The organism is Anaerostipes sp. 992a, from assembly GCF_001940245.1.
Classification (GTDB): Bacteria; Bacillota; Clostridia; order Lachnospirales; family Lachnospiraceae; genus Fimousia.
This window is the reverse complement of the sequence record NZ_MJIG01000006.1, coordinates 27,242-45,000: the sequence shown is the minus strand read 5'-3', so window position 1 is coordinate 45,000 and position 17,759 is coordinate 27,242. Positions and strand designations below refer to the sequence as shown.

Genomic DNA, 17,759 nt, shown 5'->3' with positions numbered 1-17,759 from the left:
CTTACTGAAAATCTCCAGTGTATAATTTCCCTCTGTTTCATCCACATCATGTTCGCGGACAATGGCAAAGTGATTCTCATCATAAGCAATGCTCTTGATTGTAGCATTGACCTTAATCTCCTTCTTTAAAGAAGGCTTGCTTCCAATCTGATAAATGGAGATTCGGTCATCTCCAAACGCACAGATCGTATGTTTTCCAAGAAATGTGACTGTCGGCACAATGGTATCCTCATAATCAAATCCACCCAATATATTTTCTGTCTTGGCACCATCCTCACTAAAATCATAGAAAGTCAGCCGATTCTTCGTCGTCACTCCATCTACAATAAAATAGCTGGCACACAAAATGGTGCCATCCGGTGATAAGGTAATATCCAATGGATATCCATTCTTGTCAATGCTGGTCTGAATACTCACCAGCTTCTCTCCAGACAACTTATACATCTCGATATAATTGGTACTTTGGGAAGAAAGTGCCACTGCAACGACTCCCTGCTCTGCAACTTCTGCATCGGTAATAGAATATGCCGTTTGAAAAGAATACTTCTTTCCCTTTGCATTAAATACATACACCTGGCTGCCATTCTTGTCCATGATCATAACATACTCTCCACAAACCTTAACCACAGGATTTTTTACTGAATACTTTTTTGACCAGATCTTCTTCCCACTGCTGTTATAATAGGCCACCTGATTCTCATTGTATTTTACAATTCCATCCTTGTAAACCTCCATATTCTTCTTAGTGCTCCCCTCGTCTGACACCGTCACAACTTTAGAATATGTCTGAAACTCTCTATACTGATAAGCCCATAATGCAGAAAGCAGAACTACTATCATCACTGCAGCCAGTAAAATCCTGTATCTAAAATACAGCTTCTTACGTCTGCTGGCACGCTCTATTTTCTCTGCGCTGTTTACATAAATTGAAAATTCTTCCATCTGTATTCCCCTTTAGCATTGGTACATTCATAATCCATTTACTTCATTAAGTGACCCTATTATAACACAACGCTTCTATTTTATCACTGGAATTTTCAATTCCTGTCCTGGATATATGGAATCCCCTGCCTGCAAATTATTTTCCTCCATAAGCTGTTCCACATAATCTTTGGAACCCAAAACAGCCTTGCTGATCTTCGTTAAAGTATCCCCTCTTTGTACCGTATATATATCTTTTCCAGTCATGGCTTCGGTCTTTTCTCCGTCCGTACCACTTTCCTCTTCTGCCGCGGTATCAGAGGTAAATACCGCCGATACAGACTCATTTTCCTTCTCTGTCCGTTTTCCAACCTGTCGGAGCCTGTTGGAAATGACAGCAACTGTTTGATCAGAGATCATATCTCCTCCAAATAGAAGATAGGTGGCCGATGCACCCATAAAAAACATAAGGAACGCTGCAGCAACGGCCTTTCCCAATACCTGCCCGGCCCCTCTGCGCTTTTGGGACAGCTTTTTCCGCGACTGCCGCACAATTCTTTCATCCCGCTTCTGCTCAAGCATCCTTTCATAAGATGCTGCTGCTTTATTTTCCTCCCGCTTATCAATCAGATATTCCTGCATTTCCTTATTCTTAACATAATAAATATAATATCCATTTTGCCGCAGTAGATCCTGCCCCCGATACGCATACATGGCCTCCTCTTCCTCCAGAGGATCTCTCACATATAAAATCTTCCCATCTCCAGGAAAATTCTCAAAATGGGTTTTCTTGATCTTGTCATTTAACCGGACGGACATTCCCATCCTGCACAAATACCACCCCACTACCTGGGCCTGTCCAAAATACTGCTCTTTCGTATCATAGATCTTCTTCCACACTTCATCATCAAATACCGTTTCATCCAGATCCAGCTCTATATTCTGGGCCTCCATGGCCCCTTTGACAAATACATAAGTAAAGCTGTCCTCCCTCTGGATCTCCCCAAATAAAATGGCTCCCCGTACATAAGTCCTACTGTCTTTTGTAATTGCAGATAAATATGTCATTACATAATCTTCTATATAAATTTTAGTCAGTCCTGCTGCTTCACCAATCTGACGAAAGTTTTTTGGCAATTTCACTGATTTTCCACCCCTTTTCTATTCTTATGAGGAGCATATCATAATCCTTTTGGAGCCTTTGCCAAATTCCGTCGAGGAACTTATAAATTTTATCTGATTTTTACGACATTTTTTCTGTTTAAAATTTCCTCTTACGTAAATACTAATGACGTATCAATGATTTGTGGAGGTATTCTAATGAAAAAGACCCTATACTTTCATCCGGATCAGGCATCCGCTTTAAATGATTTTTCCCAACAGCTGCTCCGTTTTATAAAAAAAACAAAAAAAGACAGCCAAACCTTAGTCCTGGTCTGTATCGGTACAGACCGGGCTACCGGTGACTGTCTTGGTCCTCTGGTAGGACACTATCTAGAACAACAGCTGTCCTCCCGGCTTCCTTTTATTTTTGGTAATCTTTCTCATCCCGTTCATGCCGCTAATTTAACGGAAACCCTGACCAATATTCAGGATGGGATTCCCTCTCCTTATATTATCGTTATCGATGCCTGCCTCGGCACCCCCGGACATGTGGGATATGTGACCCTGTCCAATCATGCCCTTCATCCGGGAAAAGGTGTGAACAAATCCCTGCCTTCCTTCGGCCAGATTGCCATTACCGGCATTGTAGACTGTTTTGGAGAAGAAAACTATTCCATCATCCAGAGCACACGCCTTCACCAGGTGGTCCATCTGGCAACTTTTATTGCAAACGGGATTGAAAAGGTTTTTTCTATTTAAAGATCAAGCTTCATATCTCCATCCTTAATCAGACCTTTTCTTCTCATAAATTCTGCGATCACATAGGTTAAAATGGCTGGTGCGATCACATGCATCACTATGATTTCGATAAGTACAACCTTGGATGCCAGTCCTTCTCCAACCATGGTCTGATAGCCCATGATCTGTCCAACCAGACCCGCTGTTCCCATTCCAGATCCAATGGCATTGTTGGTCATCTTTAATACAATCGTAGAAACTGGTCCCAAAATGGCGCTGGCCAATGTAGGCGGAACCCAGATCAGTGGTTTTCTCACAATATTGGGAACCTGAAGCATGGATGTACCAATTCCCTGAGCCACAAGTCCTCCAAACTTATTCTCTTTAAAGCTTGCTACTGCAAATCCTACCATCTGTGTGCTACAGCCTACGGCAGCTGCTCCTGCTGCAATTCCGGATAAATTTAATACTACACCTAAAGCTGCAGAACTGATCGGCAAAGTTAAGATCATCCCCATCAATACGGACACAATGATTCCCATTAAAAATGGCTGCTGCTCCGTTCCCCATTGAATCATGGCACCTAACTGGGCCATAAACTGTGAAATCGGAGGTCCTACGAACAAGCCTACCATGCCGCCCAGTAAAATGGTTACCATAGGAGTAACCAAAATATCCAGCTTGGTCTTTCCAGATACCAGATGTCCCAGCTCAATCCCTACATAAGCTGCAATAAATGCTCCCAGCGGTTCACCTGCTCCTGTCAGATGCAGAGCTCCTTCCACAATCACCTCACCAGCCAAAAGCTTACTGGCAAATGCTCCGATCATACCTGCACTGGCTGCAGATACCGTGACCAATGGAGATTCTCCATATTTATGTGCCACGCCCACACCAATTCCAGCTCCTGTAAGCACTTTTGCCACAGATGACATCATGACCAGATAATTTCCAGTCTCGCCTCCTACAATCGTTCCAATCTGACTGATGATGGTGCCCACGATCAGCGTGGCAAAAAGCCCCATCGCCATTCCGGATAATCCATCAATAAATACCCGATTTAACCATTTCTTTATCATTTATCTTCCTCCACTAAAAATCCTTTTTCTCTTAATGCATGTTCGATTCTCTGCAGTGTCTCCTCACTTTCTGCTTCAACCGTATGGATATGATTTCCGTTGGTCAATGCAAACAGCGGCTCCGTCTTCTGCTCTTCAATCTTCCTAATAAATTCATCCGCATCTCTTCGATTCTGGATGATCAGATCCGCAGTAATACTGCCATATACGTTATGCGTTACCGATACATCCAGCATCCTTCCACCATTATCTACAATGGCATATAGTTCATCGCAGATCTGATCTCTGTTATGCGCCACCTCAAATACTCTCTTTACTTTGCTCTTATCCTCTTTATATAGAAGATAGCCCCTGGTAGTGCTGATAATATTCTTATCAGAAGCCCTAAGAAGTGCCATATCCTGTACGATCACTTGTCTGCTCACTCCCATTTTCCTAGCCAGCACTGCTCCTGGCATCGGTTTGGCTGATATCTCAAGCTCCTTTATCAGCTGCCTTCTCCTTTCCTCTCCTGTCATATCTATTGCCTTTCTTTTGTCTTGTCTGTTAACATGTCACCTCATTATATCACAGATTCCTTTCTTTACAACCGTCCAAAAAGCAGATATACTGAAATTAAAGAATAAAATGATGAGAATCATGAATGGTGGAAAGAGAGGACTCCTTATGTTCCGAATGTGGGGTAAACTATTTAAGCAGAATCGCCTTATAAAGGATACTGTCATCACATATGAAGATACAACTATGACACGAACGCAAAAAGTATATGCTTCTTTGGAAGATATCTGTTATGAATTTGATTTAGAAAAGCCGATGTGGTTAGAATCTACGAAAATGGATTTTCTTTACCACAGCAAAACCAGATTTACCAGTGATAACTTTATCGAATCCATTGATTTCGATTACCTTGAAATACAGATAATTGAAGAAGATTAACCACAATCATAGTATAATTGAAATCTCTCTTTTTCTATAATATTACATGAATACGCCTTGAGGCCAACAAAACTTATAGAAAAGAGGGATATTTTTTTGTTCACAAAGGATAAAGACAAAGATGAATTATTGCGTATCCGGAAAATCGAAACTGCCTACCGCAAATACGGTAAAATTCTGGTCGCAGAAGTACAAAAACACTATTTTAAAAATCAACAGATTGCAGAAGACATTGTTCAGACCACTTTTGAACGCGTCATCAAATACGGACATGACTTTGCCACTTACGACGATAAGGTAGCCTTCCGCTTCCTTTACTCCATCATGAAACATGAAGCTTACAAATTGAAAAAGAAGGAACAGAAGCTCTCCCAGATAGCTGATGTTGATCAGATCATGAACGATCTATCCTTACCTCCAATTGAATCCTCCACTAATCCAGAGTTCTTATACTTAGAAAGAACGATCGTTCGCGAGGCAATGAAACAACTACCAGATGACTATGCATCCATACTATATCTGCACTACTACCATGGATATAAATTTCGTGAAATTGGTGATTTTCTTGGTATTTCAGAAAATACAGCCATTCAAAAATGCTATTACATCCGCAAAAAGCTAAAGCAGATACTCATAAAGGAGGGATTTCATGATGAAGCAGACAGATAACTTTGAGGATAAGATTTTAGATGACCTGTTAACGGATTCTATGGATGAGCTATACGACTTGGATGAAATCTCCTTTGACGATGCAGTGGAACCATCGAAATCGTTCACAGACTCTATGGATGCCATGTTCCAGTCTGAATACAAGAAGCTGTCTCGAAGACGCCGTCGCCGAACACTTCCAAAAATTGCTGCTGCCGTTGCTCTGTTCTTTCTCATCGGCATGATTTCCATCAGCCGTGTCACCGCATGGAAGGAACCGATCTATAATTTCTTCTTTAAGCCGAGTCAGGATGGAGAGAAGTCAAAGGTAAAGATTACAGAGCTGGAAGAAGAGGATGAGTTCCAGAAATATCTGCCGGATTATGTGCCGGAGGGATTTGAGTTGGTGGATAGTGAGTATGATGAAAATTTAGAACAAAAACTTTTTGTTTATAAAAATAATAAATTATTTTTCAATATCACAATATTAAAAGATGACTTTGATCAATATATGGATACTCAGAATTATAAAAAAATTAAATATTTGAATAGGACATACTATATAAATATGAATCACGACTTTTTATGGTATTACAACAATTATATTTTTACATTTACCAGTAACCTTGAAAAACATGAATGCTATAAAATCGTTCAATCTATTAATTAATTTATAATATTTTTATTTCCCAATGAATTTAATTAGTAGAGAACAAAAGGGAGAAAAAAATGAAAAGAAAGTATTTAAAAAGATGTCTCTGTCTCTTACTAACATTTGTATTATTATTTAGTGTAACAGTATCTGCCGACGATACAACTCCAGAAGATTTTGAAGATGATAACACAACAACTACTATTGACTTTTCAGAACCAAGCGATACTACTATAGATGATACTGTATGGACAAGAGAATATGACGACGGAACAGAAGAAATAGTAACATATGAAGATTTAAATCCAAGCCCTTACTTACGATGGAATGCCATTTCTACAGTTGGTATGAGTTTGGACTTTAAGACAGGCGGAAAGGCGGTTTTTGCTACCACTGTAACTACTCGAAGTACTTCATATTCCATGAAAATAGTCACTAAACTGCAAAGCTATCGCAGTGGTACTTGGAAAACACTTTATACAAAAACAAAAACTTCTAGCAGTACTGGTGCTATGAACTCTGGTTCCTATTACGTAACCAAGGGCTACAAGTATCGTACCCGCAACACCATTACTATTTACAATTCCAGTGGTAAGGTAATCGAAACAGATACGTTAAACTGTACCAGAACTTATAACTAATCCATTTGGATTACAAACAATGATGTAACTATTCAATTAATCACAATAATTTTGTTCTCTAACCAAAAGCTGTGGTCTTTCATGACTGCAGCTTTTCTTATGGAAGGCGTAGAATCGATTCTTTTTATGCAAAAAACCTTTGAAAAATTTTTTAAAATTTTTTCTAATATTCTTCTCTTATCATGGATTTATTATATGAAGAGAAAAAAGACAAAAGAATTCTGTATACATTTTCTTTCATGGGTTTTATCCATACACAAACATATATACCAACTAAATCACCAAATAACAAACCATGGATAAAATATTTGAAAAACAACAATAAAGCCGACAATTGATAGGAGTTCAGGGTCTTTTGATTGTTCATTTTTGAATTTGAAGGAGCATGTTGTGCTTTTCAAGTTGGATACGGATGCAACATCTTGATAAAAGAAATAAATGATGATTTCAAGACTATCCAATTGCAGATTTATCTGACTTTGAGAGGTTACAGAACGATCTTTTACATGTATTTCTCTTCACTTTTTTCGGAGCCGCAACGAAACATTCAATTCCAGTAATAAAAGGCTTGCGAATTACTATATGTATTAATATCGTACAGGGAAGCAGTCACTCGTCCTCATACCGCGGGTGGCTGTTTTCTATTATCCAATCGGTAATACAAAAGGAAGCACCGATGAACAGTGCTTCCTTAACCTTTACATTCTCTATTGTGTTGTACTGCCAAATCCTCCATTGCGAACGGCATCTGCTTCATCATCCAGAGTAATTCCATATTCTACAAAAATCCCCTGCATCATCCCCATACCGGCATCAATGGAAACCACTTTTCCTTCATTCGAATCATTGGTCAGCTTTACAAAAATATGACCTTCATTGTCAGAATCATAATAATCACTATCGATAATCCCTACTGTATTATTCAACTGGAGTCGATATTTAAATCCCAGTCCGCTTCTTGGATAACACTTTAACACCCAGTTATCTTCCATCCACACCCGGATACCGGTTGGAATCTTAATAGTCTCACCTGGTTTCAGTTTGAAACTCAACGGACTAAAGAAATCATAGCCTGCTGAGCCTTTGGTTGCTCTCTTTGGCAGCTCGATAAATTCATACACTCGTCTGACTTCTTCTTCGAAAGAAGTGCCAAAACAATCGGTCCATCCTTCATAAAACTGCTCAAAGCTTACTTTATGAAACTGTGCAATTCTCTTCATCTGTTATTTCCTCTTCTTCTGTCCTTCTATTTTTCTTACAGGCCTTTCGCTGGTGATTTTGCCTGTTTTCCCTCTTCTGGCTCTTTTACAGTCATATTTTATCAGACCTTTGATATTTATTCAACGTTAATCTTACCAAGATTGTTGAGATTGCCAAAGGTAAATCCTTCGTTTTCCAAATTGGTCAATACGGTATCCAATGCTTCAGCATTAGAGCTGGATACATTGTGCATAAGTGGAATGGCACCATTGTGATAATACTTTTTAAAATGGTCAATGACGTAGTCCGCTCCCGGCTGCTTATTCACATCATAATCCATATATGCCATACTCCAGAAAATCGTCTTATAGCCAAGATCTTTACAAATCTGAAGGGTCCGTTCACTGTATTCTCCCATAGGCGGACGAACAAAGCGGTCCATCTCATATCCTGTCGCTTCTTTGCAATAATCCGCACAGGTAATCAGCTCCTCCTTAATGTCCCGCTGCGAAAGCTCGGGCATGCTCTGATGCTTGACTGTGTGATTTCCTACCAGATGCCCCTCTTTCTTCATACGCTTTACCAAATCCACATTATCCCTGATATAAGTCTGGGTCACAAAAAACATGGCACAGGCCTTATGTTTTTTTAACGTATCCAGAATTGATTCCGTATATCCATTTTCATATCCACAATCAAAGGTCAGATAGATCACCTTCTTTTTCTTGTTTTTGGTATCCACGTAATAAGCATCGTATTTTGACAGATTGATTTCCTGCTGTGCCTGTGATTGCTCATGATTCTCCATGCGTTTGAGCCACCAGGACTGCTTCTGATTGGATAGTGTTGATAAATCTACAGAATCATTGGCTGTTGCCGGTACCTTTTCCGTCGTCTTCTCCTCCTGCAAAGAGGTTTCTTCCTGCTGCACTTCCATCTCTTTTGTATGCCCGCACCCAGTCAGACAGATTGCCAGTACCATGATCAGCCAGGTTCTTTTTTTCATTAAAATTCCCACCATTCCTTCAAGATCTGTCCAAACACCTCTATTTCCTCCTGAGACAGCTTTTCCTCTCTGGACACCGCTGCCTCTTCTTCCATCCTTCTTCTCTGACGCATCGGCTTTCCTACTGCCGCCTTCTTCTTATTTATCATTCCCTTTTCGATGGATAACAACAGATTCGTTCTGACAAGAGGGACGGCGGCTTTCGAATCAATCAAAAGCTCCATGATGAAAAATACCATCATCAGGTTCATTCCTGTTCCAAAGATCCAGTCTTCTTTTCCCTGACACGCTGCCAGTCCTATGATCAAAGCACATACCAATGGAATTTTACAAAACACTCTGCTTTTTAATCCACAAATGCGGTCCATTTCCATGTATTTATCCACAAAGTTTTCCGGGTTTTCCACCCGAAAGTTTAACTGCCCATATCCATCAAATCTTTTTTTCAATGACTTTAGCCACCTGGTATGTACTCTCTCCATCTGTTCTGACTCGCCAATCAGCCTGTTATAATGTATGAGAATACCTATCTTTGACAGAACTCCGATCAACACTGCTGCTTCCAGGGCAAATGCCCAAAATGACTGTTCCATGATTTTCTGTAACATAAAAAAACTCCCTTCTTTATTACATAACGCTTCCAATGCGTCTTAGAAATTTCTCTGGCCTGAGATACTTTCATTATAAAAAGAAGAGAGTTGTTTCTCATTAAAATTCGTTCGTCAAATGTGGATTATAATTTTGCAAACATCGCCTTTAACAGTCGAACTGTGTGTATAATTGCCTGTTCTTCAAATTCATTGTAATTCATTGTCGCACTGTGATCTGCCTTATCAGAAATAGCACGGATGACTACAAAAGGAATCTGATTCAAATATGCCACCTGGGCCATCGCCGCTCCTTCCATCTCGGCACAGTATCCTTGAAACTGCTGAATCAGATCATTTTTCTTCTCATCAGAGCTGATAAACTGATCACCGCTCAATACCCGTCCTACATATACGGAAATCTCCGGATTGACCTCTTCACATGCCTCCTTCGCCTTGGCGATCAAGTTCTGGTCACCATAGAAAACAGACTGCTCCATCTGCGGAATCACTCCCAGATCATATCCAAATCCGGTAGCATCCATATCATGTTGCAGCGTATCCGAAGATATGACAATGTCTCCAATATTGATCGGACCATAAAGTCCACCTGCCACACCGGTGTTGATCAGTGCATCCACGCCATAGATGCTTGCCAGAATCTGTGTACAGGCCGCCATATTCACCTTGCCGATGCCACTTTTTACAACCACGGCTTTCTTTCCCCATAAGCTTCCGTTATAAAAATCCATACCGGCCATTGTCTTTTTTTCGCTATCTGTCATCTGCCCGATCAGCTGCTCTACCTCTTCAGGCATCGCACCGATAATTCCAATATATTCCATACATTTCCTCCTGTGTTTTATCACTCATATTTAACCTTCTTCAGTATAGCATAGGAAGCGAAAAGCTTCCAGCTGGTGATAAAAAATCATGAAATCCCCAATTCGCTGTTTTTATTTCTAAAATCTATGCTATAATGTCCGTTGAAGCAGGATTCATAAAAGAACCTTTTTGCTTCACACCAAATGATTGTATACAAGAAAGGACGATTCTCTATGATTTATAAGACAAAAGGGACCTGTGCCCGTTCTATTGAATTTGAAGTAGAAGACGGAATTTTAAAAGATATTACATTTATTGGCGGATGCCAGGGAAATACGCAGGGAGTAGCTGCACTGGCAAAAGGACTTCCAGTCAATGAAGTAATCGACAAGCTTTCCGGCATTCAATGTGGTTTTCGCGGTACCTCCTGCCCTGATCAGCTGGCACTTGCATTAAAACGCTATCAGGAAGAGCATTAGGAGGTAGTTATGAAACGAATTATTTTAACCGGTGGCGGTACTGCCGGACACGTAACCCCTAATATGGCTCTTGTACCTGCACTGCAGAAAAAAGGCTTCGATATTCGTTATATCGGCTCTTACGAAGGAATGGAGCGCAAGCTGATCGAAGATATCAACATTCCTTATTATGGGATTTCTTCTGGTAAGCTGCGCCGCTACTTTGATCTTAAAAACTTTTCCGATCCATTTAAAGTGATGAAGGGATATTTTGAAGCCAGAGCTTTCATGCGTAAATTAAAACCAGACATCGTCTTTTCCAAAGGCGGTTTTGTTACAGTTCCTGTCGTTTTAGCTGCAAAACATAAAGGCATTCCTGTCATTATCCATGAATCCGATATGACTCCAGGTCTGGCTAACAAGCTAAGCCTTCCAAGTGCTTCTAAAGTCTGCTGTAACTTCCCGGAAACCTTAAAGCACCTTCCAGAAGGAAAGGCTGTTCTCACCGGATCTCCAATCCGTGAAGAGTTGTTCCAGGGAGATAAAGAAAAGGGATTACAGTTCTGTGGGTTTGACCATACAAAACCAGTTCTTCTGATCATGGGCGGAAGCTTAGGCTCTGTAGCCATCAACAATGCAGTCAGAGGAGAACTGGATACTTTATTAAAAAAATTCCAAATTGTTCATTTATGTGGAAATGGCAATCTGGACAAATCCTTAGAGGGCACTTCTGGCTATGTACAGTTTGAATACATTAAAGATGAGCTGAGGGACTTATTTGCATGTGCGGATCTTATGATTTCCCGTGCTGGTGCCAATGCCATCTGCGAGATTCTGGCCTTAAGAAAACCAAATATCTTAATTCCTCTTTCCGCACAGGCAAGTCGTGGAGACCAGATCTTAAATGCTGCTTCCTTCGAAAAGCAGGGCTACAGCTTTGTGCTTCAGGAAGAAGATGTTACGGAAGAAAGCCTGTTAAATGCAGTAAATACTGTATATGAAAAACGAGCAGATTATGTACACGCAATGGAACAAAGCAAACTGGCTGATCCGATTGCAACTATTATGGGATTGATCGACGAATTAGTAAAATAAATATGGAGGTAATAATGAAATGGAAACAATTATCAACAATATGATTACCAGAAGAAGTATTCGTAAATATAAATCTGATATGATTCCAAAAGAAACACTGGATACCATTCTGAAAGCTGGTACTTATGCTGCTACTGGAATGGGAAAGCAGTCTCCAATTATTATTGCGGTAACCAATAAAGAACTTCGAGATAAACTTTCTGCCATGAATGCCAAAATCATGGGAACCGATTCTGATCCATTTTATGGAGCACCTGTGGTACTCATCGTTTTAGCGAACAAAGAACGCCCAACTTATACCTATGATGGAAGTCTTGTCATGGGCAATCTTATGAACGCAGCCCATGCTTGTGGCATTGGAAGCTGCTGGATTCACCGTGCAAAAGAAGAATTTGAATCCGAAGAAGGAAAAGAACTCCTAAAATCCCTGGGTATTGAAGGTGATTATGAAGGAATCGGACATTGTGTCTTAGGATATATAGACGGAGAAGAACCAGAAGCTGCTCCTAGAAAAGATTCCTATGTTTTTTATGTAGAATAAGGGTGCCAGAACGTAAGAACAACCTGATGTCTGAATCTATCCAGACATCAGGTTGTTCTAATATTCCGCATATATCCTTTCGAAGAGAGAAACCTTACTTCCGATCAAAGAATGGTGATTTTCCACTGATGGACACTGGAATTCCCATGACTACCTGTGCTTTTCCCTCAAACAGATCCATCGCAATGGCTGCTTTTCCAATGGAATACATCACACGGGTATCTGCCCGCAAATCTGCCCCTACAGATACTGCTGATCCAATGGCAATCCCAAGATCCATACTGTCAAAGACACAAGTTCCTCCTGCTTTACTGCATCCCTCACAGCTTCCAAAATGGCAATAACCACATCCCTCTCCCAAACCACGTTTTCCTTCTTTCACACCAATCAATACCAGTGCCTGAGCTTGAAGAAGATTTCCTGCATCCCGGACATAAAAAGCAATGTTCTGCTGCTCTCCCATCTCCTTAAGCTTTGCAGCCAGCTGATCCTTTTCTTCCCCTGATAAAACCATGGTCTCAATGTAATCGATTCCTCTGGCCTTTGGTGCTGTTCTGGCTGCTGCACACATGTGCATTCCAATCTCCACTGCTGCTTTTGCTTCTATTTCTGCACTTTTGTAAATCATTTGACTTCCTCCTGTTCTCCAATGTTTTGTAGCTGTGACATAACCTCCAGAAATGTCTCCATTTTTTCTTCCCCTATCTCCTCATATACTCTTGTTTGTGCCCTTTGCCAGCCTTCCTGTGCCTGCTCCAATGCATCCTTTCCCTGCTGGGTCAAATGCCACTGACTGTTTCGTTTTCCCTTAAGTGAAGCATCCATGATCATCCCTTCTGCCGCAAGCCTAGACAGATTTCTCGCAAGAGTTGACCTTTCCAGATGTACCTCATTGGCAATCTGGCTGGTACTGCACCCAGGATTCTTTGTAATCTTCTCCATCAACTGATACTGGGAAATAGTCAATCCATTGGCTTCCAGAGCCTGATTATACAAAGCTGTAAGGGCCTGACTGCTTCTCCTGAGTCTGATACAAATACAAGGCAGATCTTTTGGTTTCATGCTTACCTCCTTTTGTTGTATATACACCATTTTAAATTATTTTTTCACATCTGTCAATTCAAATGAATACTGCTTTCATAGCCTTCCTATCCGCCGCAATGCGATCCTCACGCAGTGTTTTTATGGAATAGAAAAAGAAATATCCTATTCCATAAAAAAGGAGCCTCGCCCCAAAAGTAACATCCATCCAATCTCACTTTTTATGCGAAACTCCTATTTTTATAATCCTATATATTCTAGCAGATTTCTGCTCCTGGAGGCATATCCTTCTCTGGTCCAACGATGGCTAATTCACCCTTTTCGTTTTCTGCACAAAGAATCATTCCTTCAGATAATACTCCTGCTAACTTGGCTGGTTTTAAGTTGACAAGCACCATTACCTTCTTGCCTACCATCTCTTCTGGTGTATAATGTGCCTTAATTCCAGATACGATCTGTTTTACCTGAGATCCAATCTTTACCTGAGAGCAAAGAAGCTTTTTGGATTTCTTCACTTCTTCACAAGCAATGATCTCTCCAACCTGGAACTGCATCTTCATAAAGTCATCGAAGGTAACCTCTGGTTTTGGTTCTATGTCGATGAATGGGCCTTCTGCCTCTAACTTCTGTTTCTTCTGAAGCTCTTCTACTTCCTTCATCACTTCTTTTACATCCAGACGTGCGAATAAGATTTCTGGTTTTTCTGTTACCTTTGTTCCATTCACATAGGAGCCAAATGTATCCAGTTCTTCAAATGTCTTCTTCTTTGCATTTAACTGAGCCAGAATCTTTTCGGTTGTCTCTGGCATAAATGGTTCTAACAGTGCTGCACCTGTGCAGATTCCTTCTACCAGGTTATAAAGAACAGTTGCCAGACGATCCTTCTTGCTTTCGTCCTTTGCCAGAGCCCAAGGCATTGTCTCATCGATATATTTATTGCATCGTTTAAATAACGTAAAGATTTCTGTCATCGCATCTGCAACTCTTAAATCTGCCATCTTTTTCACTACTTTGGCTTTTGTACCAGTTACGACTGCTTTTAAGTCTGCATCTACCTCTTCTTCCACACCTTTATCTTCTACGATTCCATCAAAATATTTATTAGACATGGAAATAGTACGATTTACCAGATTTCCAAGTGTATTGGCAAGATCAGAGTTCATACGCTCTACCATTAATTCCCAGGAAATCACTCCATCATTTTCAAATGGCATCTCATGAAGTACGAAGTAACGTACAGCATCTACACCAAAGAAATCAACCAAATCATCTGCGTATAATACATTACCTTTGGATTTGCTCATCTTGCCATCTCCCTGTAACAACCATGGATGTCCAAATACCTGTTTTGGAAGAGGCAGATCCAATGCCATTAAGATAATTGGCCAGTAGATGGTATGGAAACGGATAATATCTTTTCCGATCAGATGCAAGTCTGCCGGCCAGAACTTGTTAAACTGTTCAGATCCGTCTTCATGATCAGCATCATATCCAATACCAGTAATATAGTTGGTCAACGCATCCAGCCATACATATACGATATGTCCTTCATCAAAATCAACAGGAATTCCCCATTTGAAAGAAGTTCTGGATACACATAAATCCTGCAGTCCTGGAAGCAGGAAGTTATTCATCATCTCGTTCTTACGGGATTCTGGCTGAATGAATTCCGGATGGGTATTAATGTGTTCGATCAAACGATCTGCATACTTACTTAATTTTAAGAAATAAGCTTCTTCCTTAGCTGGCTGTACTTCACGTCCACAGTCAGGACACTTGCCATCTACTAACTGAGATTCTGTAAAGAAGGATTCACAAGGAGTACAATAAAGTCCTTCATAATATCCTTTATAGATATCCCCTTTTTCATATAATTTCTTAAAAATCTTTTGAACCTGCTTTTCATGATACTCATCTGTTGTACGAATAAATTTATCATAGGAAGTATTCATCAAATCCCAGATTCTCTTGATCTCACCAGATACATTATCCACAAATTCCTTTGGAGAAATTCCTGCATCCTCTGCTTTTAACTCGATCTTCTGTCCATGTTCATCCGTACCTGTCTGAAAGAACACATCATATCCTTCTAATCTTTTAAATCTTGCAATACTATCTGCCAAAACGATCTCATAGGTATTTCCAATATGAGGCTTCCCAGATGTATATGCAATCGCTGTCGTCATATAATACGGTTTTTTACTCATCATTTTCCTCCGTCTTTCTCTTTTCATAGGCAATTATTCTAAGCACCTATGGCTTATCGTATCCTTTATTATAGTACATTGCACGATTAATCGTCAATGGACCAATCCCTCCTTTCCAAAAGATTTCCACATACTTTTTTCCTTCTTTTCATAGTTATTTGTAGAAAGACTTTTCTAAAAAGAATATGATCGAGGTTCTTTAATTATGAAGCGACATTTATTTTGTTTTTTCTTTATTCTGTTTATCAGCATTGGTTCTATGACCGTCGTATCCTTTCTCTTCGGGGCAAAGGAACCTACTTCTGGTGTTCAAAAGGATTTTACCGGCTATCTGGACCAACTCTTTGAAGATTGGGTAAGCGCAGACAGCATTACTCTTCACTATCGCTTATCTGCTCCAGAAAAATACGGCATTCATGCCTCCGCTCCCAGCCTGTCCGGCTCCTACTTTTCTGATGCTGATGACTACGAAAACGAATTAAAAAAGCTTCATTCTTTTTCCTCTTCATCCCTGAATAGAAAACAGAAAAAACTTTATCACATATTAGAAGATTACCTGACGAGACAAAAGAATCTGGCCCAGTTTCCTCTCTATCAAACAGTTTTTTCTCCGACTACCGGTCTCCAGGCCCAGCTTCCTGTGACCTTATGTGAATATCCACTCCGGACCGAAGAGGATATTCTGACCTATTTTGCCCTGCTTGAACAGATTCCCGATTACTTCCACCAGCTTTTTGAGCAGGAAGAGAAAAAATCTGCCCAAGGATTATTTGTCTGTGATCGTATTTTGGATCAGATTATCTCTCAGATGAATGCCTTCTTAAAGGAAAAAGAAAAAACGCCTCTTATTACCACCTTTGATGAACGGATATCCTCCCTTTCCCTCAGCCCAAAGCAGAAAAAATCATATGCTGCAAGAAACCAATCCCTCATTCTCCATACCGTTCTGCCAGCCTACCGTACACTGATGCAAAATCTTCTTTCGTTAAAGGGGACCGGAACCAATGATCTTGGGCTCTGCTATTATGATAGAGGAAAAGAATACTATGCAGCTCTGACTGCTGCCCTCACCGGCTCCGATCGTAGTCCTGCTCAGATGATCCAAATGACCGAAGACAATATCTCCGACTGCTATGACGAACTGGAAGAAATCCTATATCTCCATCCAGCTTCCTATGACCGCTTTTTAGATACAGACCTTTCAGAGCTTGTACCGTCTACTGAAAAAGACATACTAAGCTGGCTGCGCAATCATCTTTCAAAAGATTTTCCTACTCCTGCAAACGTATCCTTTCAGGTAAAAACTGTACCAAGCTGTCTGGAAGCTTACGTGAGCCCCGCATTTTACATGATTCCTTCCATCGATTCCTTTCACGATAATACCATTTATTTAAATCAATTTTCCCTTTCCTCCCTTACGTCTCCTTACAGTGTCCTGGCCCACGAAGGTTATCCTGGTCATTTGTACCAGATCACATATTTTTATAGCCATCTGGACCATCCCATTCACACACTCTGCGATTATAACGGTTATGTGGAAGGATGGGCCACCTATGCAGAAAATCTTAGTTATACATTTTTAGACTATGGGAAGGATAGTGCTATTATTGCCCGACTTTTTCAGATTAATCATATCTTAAATCTGGCAATTCCATCTCGCATTGACCTTGGTGTACATTATGAAGGATGGAACAAAAGAAATGTCACTAAATTTTTATCCCATCTGGGATTGGAAAAAGAAGAAGTATCGGAAGATATCTTTGACAGTATTCTGGCCGAACCCGGTAATTACTTATCTTACTATATTGGTTTTTTAGAAATATTGTCAACAAAGCAACATTACGACAATATAGCCAAAGAAACAAACAATTATGAGGATTTTTATTGTAGCTTTCTCACAAATGGTCCCTGTGATTTTTCTTATTTTACAAACTTTCCCACAAACCAAGATTGAAACTCAGCATCCGAATTGACACATTTGCCAAAATACACTATAATATTGGAGTAGTTTTTCAAATATGGTTATGAAGTTTTATAAAGTTTATTATTCATTCAAGAAATACAATCTGATATATAGATG

At 40.2% G+C, this 17,759-nt stretch carries 20 protein-coding genes (1 of these 20 cut by a window edge); 9 read left to right on the top strand and 11 right to left on the bottom strand.

The genetic code is table 11. From position 1 onward, the window contains the following. A protein-coding gene (locus BHF69_RS13205; protein WP_075672404.1) for a DUF5711 family protein crosses the window boundary here: on the bottom strand, nucleotides 1–942 show its 5' portion. Its footprint begins 234 nt before the window's first position; only the first 942 of its 1,176 coding nucleotides appear in the window; the start codon lies at nucleotides 940–942; the stop codon falls past the left edge of the window. A 75-nt stretch (nucleotides 943–1,017) separates the two neighbouring features. Next, a complete protein-coding gene (locus BHF69_RS13200; RefSeq protein ID WP_075672402.1) occupies nucleotides 1,018–2,064 on the bottom strand; it encodes a LysM peptidoglycan-binding domain-containing protein in 1,047 nt (348 codons plus the stop codon). Between the two features lie 177 nt (nucleotides 2,065–2,241). Between BHF69_RS13200 and yyaC the strand changes: the two genes are divergently transcribed. Next, on the top strand, nucleotides 2,242–2,784 hold the full coding sequence (gene yyaC / locus BHF69_RS13195; RefSeq protein WP_242946164.1) for a spore protease YyaC: 543 nt from the start codon (nucleotides 2,242–2,244) through the stop codon (nucleotides 2,782–2,784). On the opposite strand, the gene BHF69_RS13190 is transcribed toward yyaC, so the two are convergent. Both BHF69_RS13190 and BHF69_RS13185 read right to left on the bottom strand, forming a co-directional pair. Beyond that, nucleotides 2,781–3,842 carry a PTS transporter subunit IIC gene (locus BHF69_RS13190; RefSeq protein WP_075672398.1) on the bottom strand — a complete coding sequence of 354 codons (1,062 nt, stop codon included), beginning with the start codon at nucleotides 3,840–3,842 and terminating at the stop codon, nucleotides 2,781–2,783. The two genes, yyaC and BHF69_RS13190, sit on opposite strands and share 4 nt — an antisense overlap. After that, on the bottom strand, nucleotides 3,839–4,360 hold the full coding sequence (locus BHF69_RS13185; protein WP_075672396.1) for a transcription repressor NadR: 522 nt from the start codon (nucleotides 4,358–4,360) through the stop codon (nucleotides 3,839–3,841). Before BHF69_RS13185 ends, BHF69_RS13190 begins: the two co-directional genes overlap by 4 nt. A 148-nt stretch (nucleotides 4,361–4,508) precedes the next feature. Between BHF69_RS13185 and BHF69_RS13180 the strand changes: the two genes are divergently transcribed. From BHF69_RS13180 to BHF69_RS13165, 4 genes are all read left to right on the top strand, one after another. Next, complete coding sequence (locus BHF69_RS13180; protein ID WP_075672410.1) at nucleotides 4,509–4,778, top strand: hypothetical protein; 270 nt, start codon at nucleotides 4,509–4,511, stop codon at nucleotides 4,776–4,778. A gap of 96 nt (nucleotides 4,779–4,874) precedes the next feature. Beyond that, nucleotides 4,875–5,447 carry an RNA polymerase sigma factor gene (locus tag BHF69_RS13175; RefSeq protein ID WP_075672394.1) on the top strand — a complete coding sequence of 191 codons (573 nt, stop codon included), beginning with the start codon at nucleotides 4,875–4,877 and terminating at the stop codon, nucleotides 5,445–5,447. Then, nucleotides 5,428–6,096 (top strand): DUF4367 domain-containing protein, encoded by a 669-nt coding sequence (locus BHF69_RS13170; RefSeq protein ID WP_075672392.1) that lies wholly within the window; start codon nucleotides 5,428–5,430, stop codon nucleotides 6,094–6,096. Before BHF69_RS13175 ends, BHF69_RS13170 begins: the two co-directional genes overlap by 20 nt. 59 nt (nucleotides 6,097–6,155) lie before the next feature. After that, nucleotides 6,156–6,719, top strand: a complete 564-nt coding sequence (locus BHF69_RS13165) for a hypothetical protein (protein WP_075672390.1) — start codon at nucleotides 6,156–6,158, stop codon at nucleotides 6,717–6,719. 707 nt (nucleotides 6,720–7,426) lie between these two features. On the opposite strand, the gene BHF69_RS13160 is transcribed toward BHF69_RS13165, so the two are convergent. The 4 genes from BHF69_RS13160 to BHF69_RS13145 all read right to left on the bottom strand — a co-directional run bounded on the left by BHF69_RS13160 (nucleotide 7,427) and on the right by BHF69_RS13145 (nucleotide 10,357). Beyond that, a complete protein-coding gene (locus BHF69_RS13160; protein WP_075672388.1) occupies nucleotides 7,427–7,939 on the bottom strand; it encodes a deoxyuridine 5'-triphosphate nucleotidohydrolase in 513 nt (170 codons plus the stop codon). A 116-nt stretch (nucleotides 7,940–8,055) separates the two neighbouring features. Then, a complete protein-coding gene (locus tag BHF69_RS13155) occupies nucleotides 8,056–8,925 on the bottom strand; it encodes a polysaccharide deacetylase family protein (protein ID WP_083651352.1) in 870 nt (289 codons plus the stop codon). Further along, complete coding sequence (locus tag BHF69_RS13150) at nucleotides 8,925–9,533, bottom strand: hypothetical protein (RefSeq protein WP_075672384.1); 609 nt, start codon at nucleotides 9,531–9,533, stop codon at nucleotides 8,925–8,927. The genes BHF69_RS13155 and BHF69_RS13150 overlap by 1 nt, the downstream gene beginning before the upstream one ends. Nucleotides 9,534–9,658: 125 nt before the next feature. Then, nucleotides 9,659–10,357, bottom strand: coding sequence for a 5'-methylthioadenosine/adenosylhomocysteine nucleosidase (locus tag BHF69_RS13145; protein WP_075672382.1), 699 nt, complete (start codon nucleotides 10,355–10,357; stop codon nucleotides 9,659–9,661). Between the two features lie 213 nt (nucleotides 10,358–10,570). Here BHF69_RS13145 and BHF69_RS13140 point away from each other — a divergent pair, with 213 nt between their 5' ends. From BHF69_RS13140 to BHF69_RS13130, 3 genes are read left to right on the top strand one after another with little or no spacing between them, the layout of a single operon-like run. After that, on the top strand, nucleotides 10,571–10,816 hold the full coding sequence (locus BHF69_RS13140) for a TIGR03905 family TSCPD domain-containing protein (protein ID WP_075672380.1): 246 nt from the start codon (nucleotides 10,571–10,573) through the stop codon (nucleotides 10,814–10,816). Between the two features lie 9 nt (nucleotides 10,817–10,825). Next, complete coding sequence (locus BHF69_RS13135) at nucleotides 10,826–11,890, top strand: undecaprenyldiphospho-muramoylpentapeptide beta-N-acetylglucosaminyltransferase (protein ID WP_075672378.1); 1,065 nt, start codon at nucleotides 10,826–10,828, stop codon at nucleotides 11,888–11,890. 19 nt (nucleotides 11,891–11,909) lie between these two features. Next, nucleotides 11,910–12,431 carry a nitroreductase gene (locus tag BHF69_RS13130; RefSeq protein WP_075672376.1) on the top strand — a complete coding sequence of 174 codons (522 nt, stop codon included), beginning with the start codon at nucleotides 11,910–11,912 and terminating at the stop codon, nucleotides 12,429–12,431. Nucleotides 12,432–12,525: 94 nt separating this feature from the next. Here BHF69_RS13130 and BHF69_RS13125 read toward each other — a convergent pair whose 3' ends face one another. From BHF69_RS13125 to metG, 3 genes are all read right to left on the bottom strand, one after another. Further along, complete coding sequence (locus tag BHF69_RS13125; protein WP_075672374.1) at nucleotides 12,526–13,059, bottom strand: ferredoxin domain-containing protein; 534 nt, start codon at nucleotides 13,057–13,059, stop codon at nucleotides 12,526–12,528. Further along, entirely contained in the window at nucleotides 13,056–13,493 is a 438-nt protein-coding gene (locus tag BHF69_RS13120; RefSeq protein WP_075672372.1) for a MarR family winged helix-turn-helix transcriptional regulator, read from the bottom strand. The genes BHF69_RS13125 and BHF69_RS13120 overlap by 4 nt, the downstream gene beginning before the upstream one ends. A 236-nt stretch (nucleotides 13,494–13,729) precedes the next feature. Further along, nucleotides 13,730–15,679, bottom strand: coding sequence for a methionine--tRNA ligase (metG, locus tag BHF69_RS13115; protein ID WP_075672370.1), 1,950 nt, complete (start codon nucleotides 15,677–15,679; stop codon nucleotides 13,730–13,732). Nucleotides 15,680–15,884: 205 nt separating this feature from the next. Between metG and BHF69_RS13110 the strand changes: the two genes are divergently transcribed. Further along, the gene (locus BHF69_RS13110) at nucleotides 15,885–17,633 is read left to right on the top strand and encodes a DUF885 domain-containing protein (protein WP_075672368.1); all 1,749 of its coding nucleotides are present in this window, start codon (nucleotides 15,885–15,887) and stop codon (nucleotides 17,631–17,633) included. Nucleotides 17,634–17,759: the final 126 nt, after the last annotated feature.

What these genes read in the sequence shown, in the direction of transcription:
- BHF69_RS13140 (WP_075672380.1), top strand. Translation starts at nt 10,571, where the DNA reads ATGATTTATAAGACAAAAGGGACCTGTGCCCGTTCTATTGAATTTGAA.
- BHF69_RS13155 (WP_083651352.1), bottom strand. Translation starts at nt 8,925, where the DNA reads ATGAAAAAAAGAACCTGGCTGATCATGGTACTGGCAATCTGTCTGACT.
- BHF69_RS13125 (WP_075672374.1), bottom strand. Translation starts at nt 13,059, where the DNA reads ATGATTTACAAAAGTGCAGAAATAGAAGCAAAAGCAGCAGTGGAGATT.
- BHF69_RS13165 (WP_075672390.1), top strand. Translation starts at nt 6,156, where the DNA reads ATGAAAAGAAAGTATTTAAAAAGATGTCTCTGTCTCTTACTAACATTT.
- BHF69_RS13170 (WP_075672392.1), top strand. Translation starts at nt 5,428, where the DNA reads ATGATGAAGCAGACAGATAACTTTGAGGATAAGATTTTAGATGACCTG.
- BHF69_RS13110 (WP_075672368.1), top strand. Translation starts at nt 15,885, where the DNA reads ATGAAGCGACATTTATTTTGTTTTTTCTTTATTCTGTTTATCAGCATT.
- BHF69_RS13145 (WP_075672382.1), bottom strand. Translation starts at nt 10,357, where the DNA reads ATGGAATATATTGGAATTATCGGTGCGATGCCTGAAGAGGTAGAGCAG.
- BHF69_RS13120 (WP_075672372.1), bottom strand. Translation starts at nt 13,493, where the DNA reads ATGAAACCAAAAGATCTGCCTTGTATTTGTATCAGACTCAGGAGAAGC.
- BHF69_RS13135 (WP_075672378.1), top strand. Translation starts at nt 10,826, where the DNA reads ATGAAACGAATTATTTTAACCGGTGGCGGTACTGCCGGACACGTAACC.
- BHF69_RS13180 (WP_075672410.1), top strand. Translation starts at nt 4,509, where the DNA reads ATGTTCCGAATGTGGGGTAAACTATTTAAGCAGAATCGCCTTATAAAG.
- metG (WP_075672370.1), bottom strand. Translation starts at nt 15,679, where the DNA reads ATGAGTAAAAAACCGTATTATATGACGACAGCGATTGCATATACATCT.
- BHF69_RS13130 (WP_075672376.1), top strand. Translation starts at nt 11,910, where the DNA reads ATGGAAACAATTATCAACAATATGATTACCAGAAGAAGTATTCGTAAA.
- BHF69_RS13150 (WP_075672384.1), bottom strand. Translation starts at nt 9,533, where the DNA reads ATGTTACAGAAAATCATGGAACAGTCATTTTGGGCATTTGCCCTGGAA.
- BHF69_RS13160 (WP_075672388.1), bottom strand. Translation starts at nt 7,939, where the DNA reads ATGAAGAGAATTGCACAGTTTCATAAAGTAAGCTTTGAGCAGTTTTAT.
- BHF69_RS13185 (WP_075672396.1), bottom strand. Translation starts at nt 4,360, where the DNA reads ATGACAGGAGAGGAAAGGAGAAGGCAGCTGATAAAGGAGCTTGAGATA.
- BHF69_RS13190 (WP_075672398.1), bottom strand. Translation starts at nt 3,842, where the DNA reads ATGATAAAGAAATGGTTAAATCGGGTATTTATTGATGGATTATCCGGA.
- yyaC (WP_242946164.1), top strand. Translation starts at nt 2,242, where the DNA reads ATGAAAAAGACCCTATACTTTCATCCGGATCAGGCATCCGCTTTAAAT.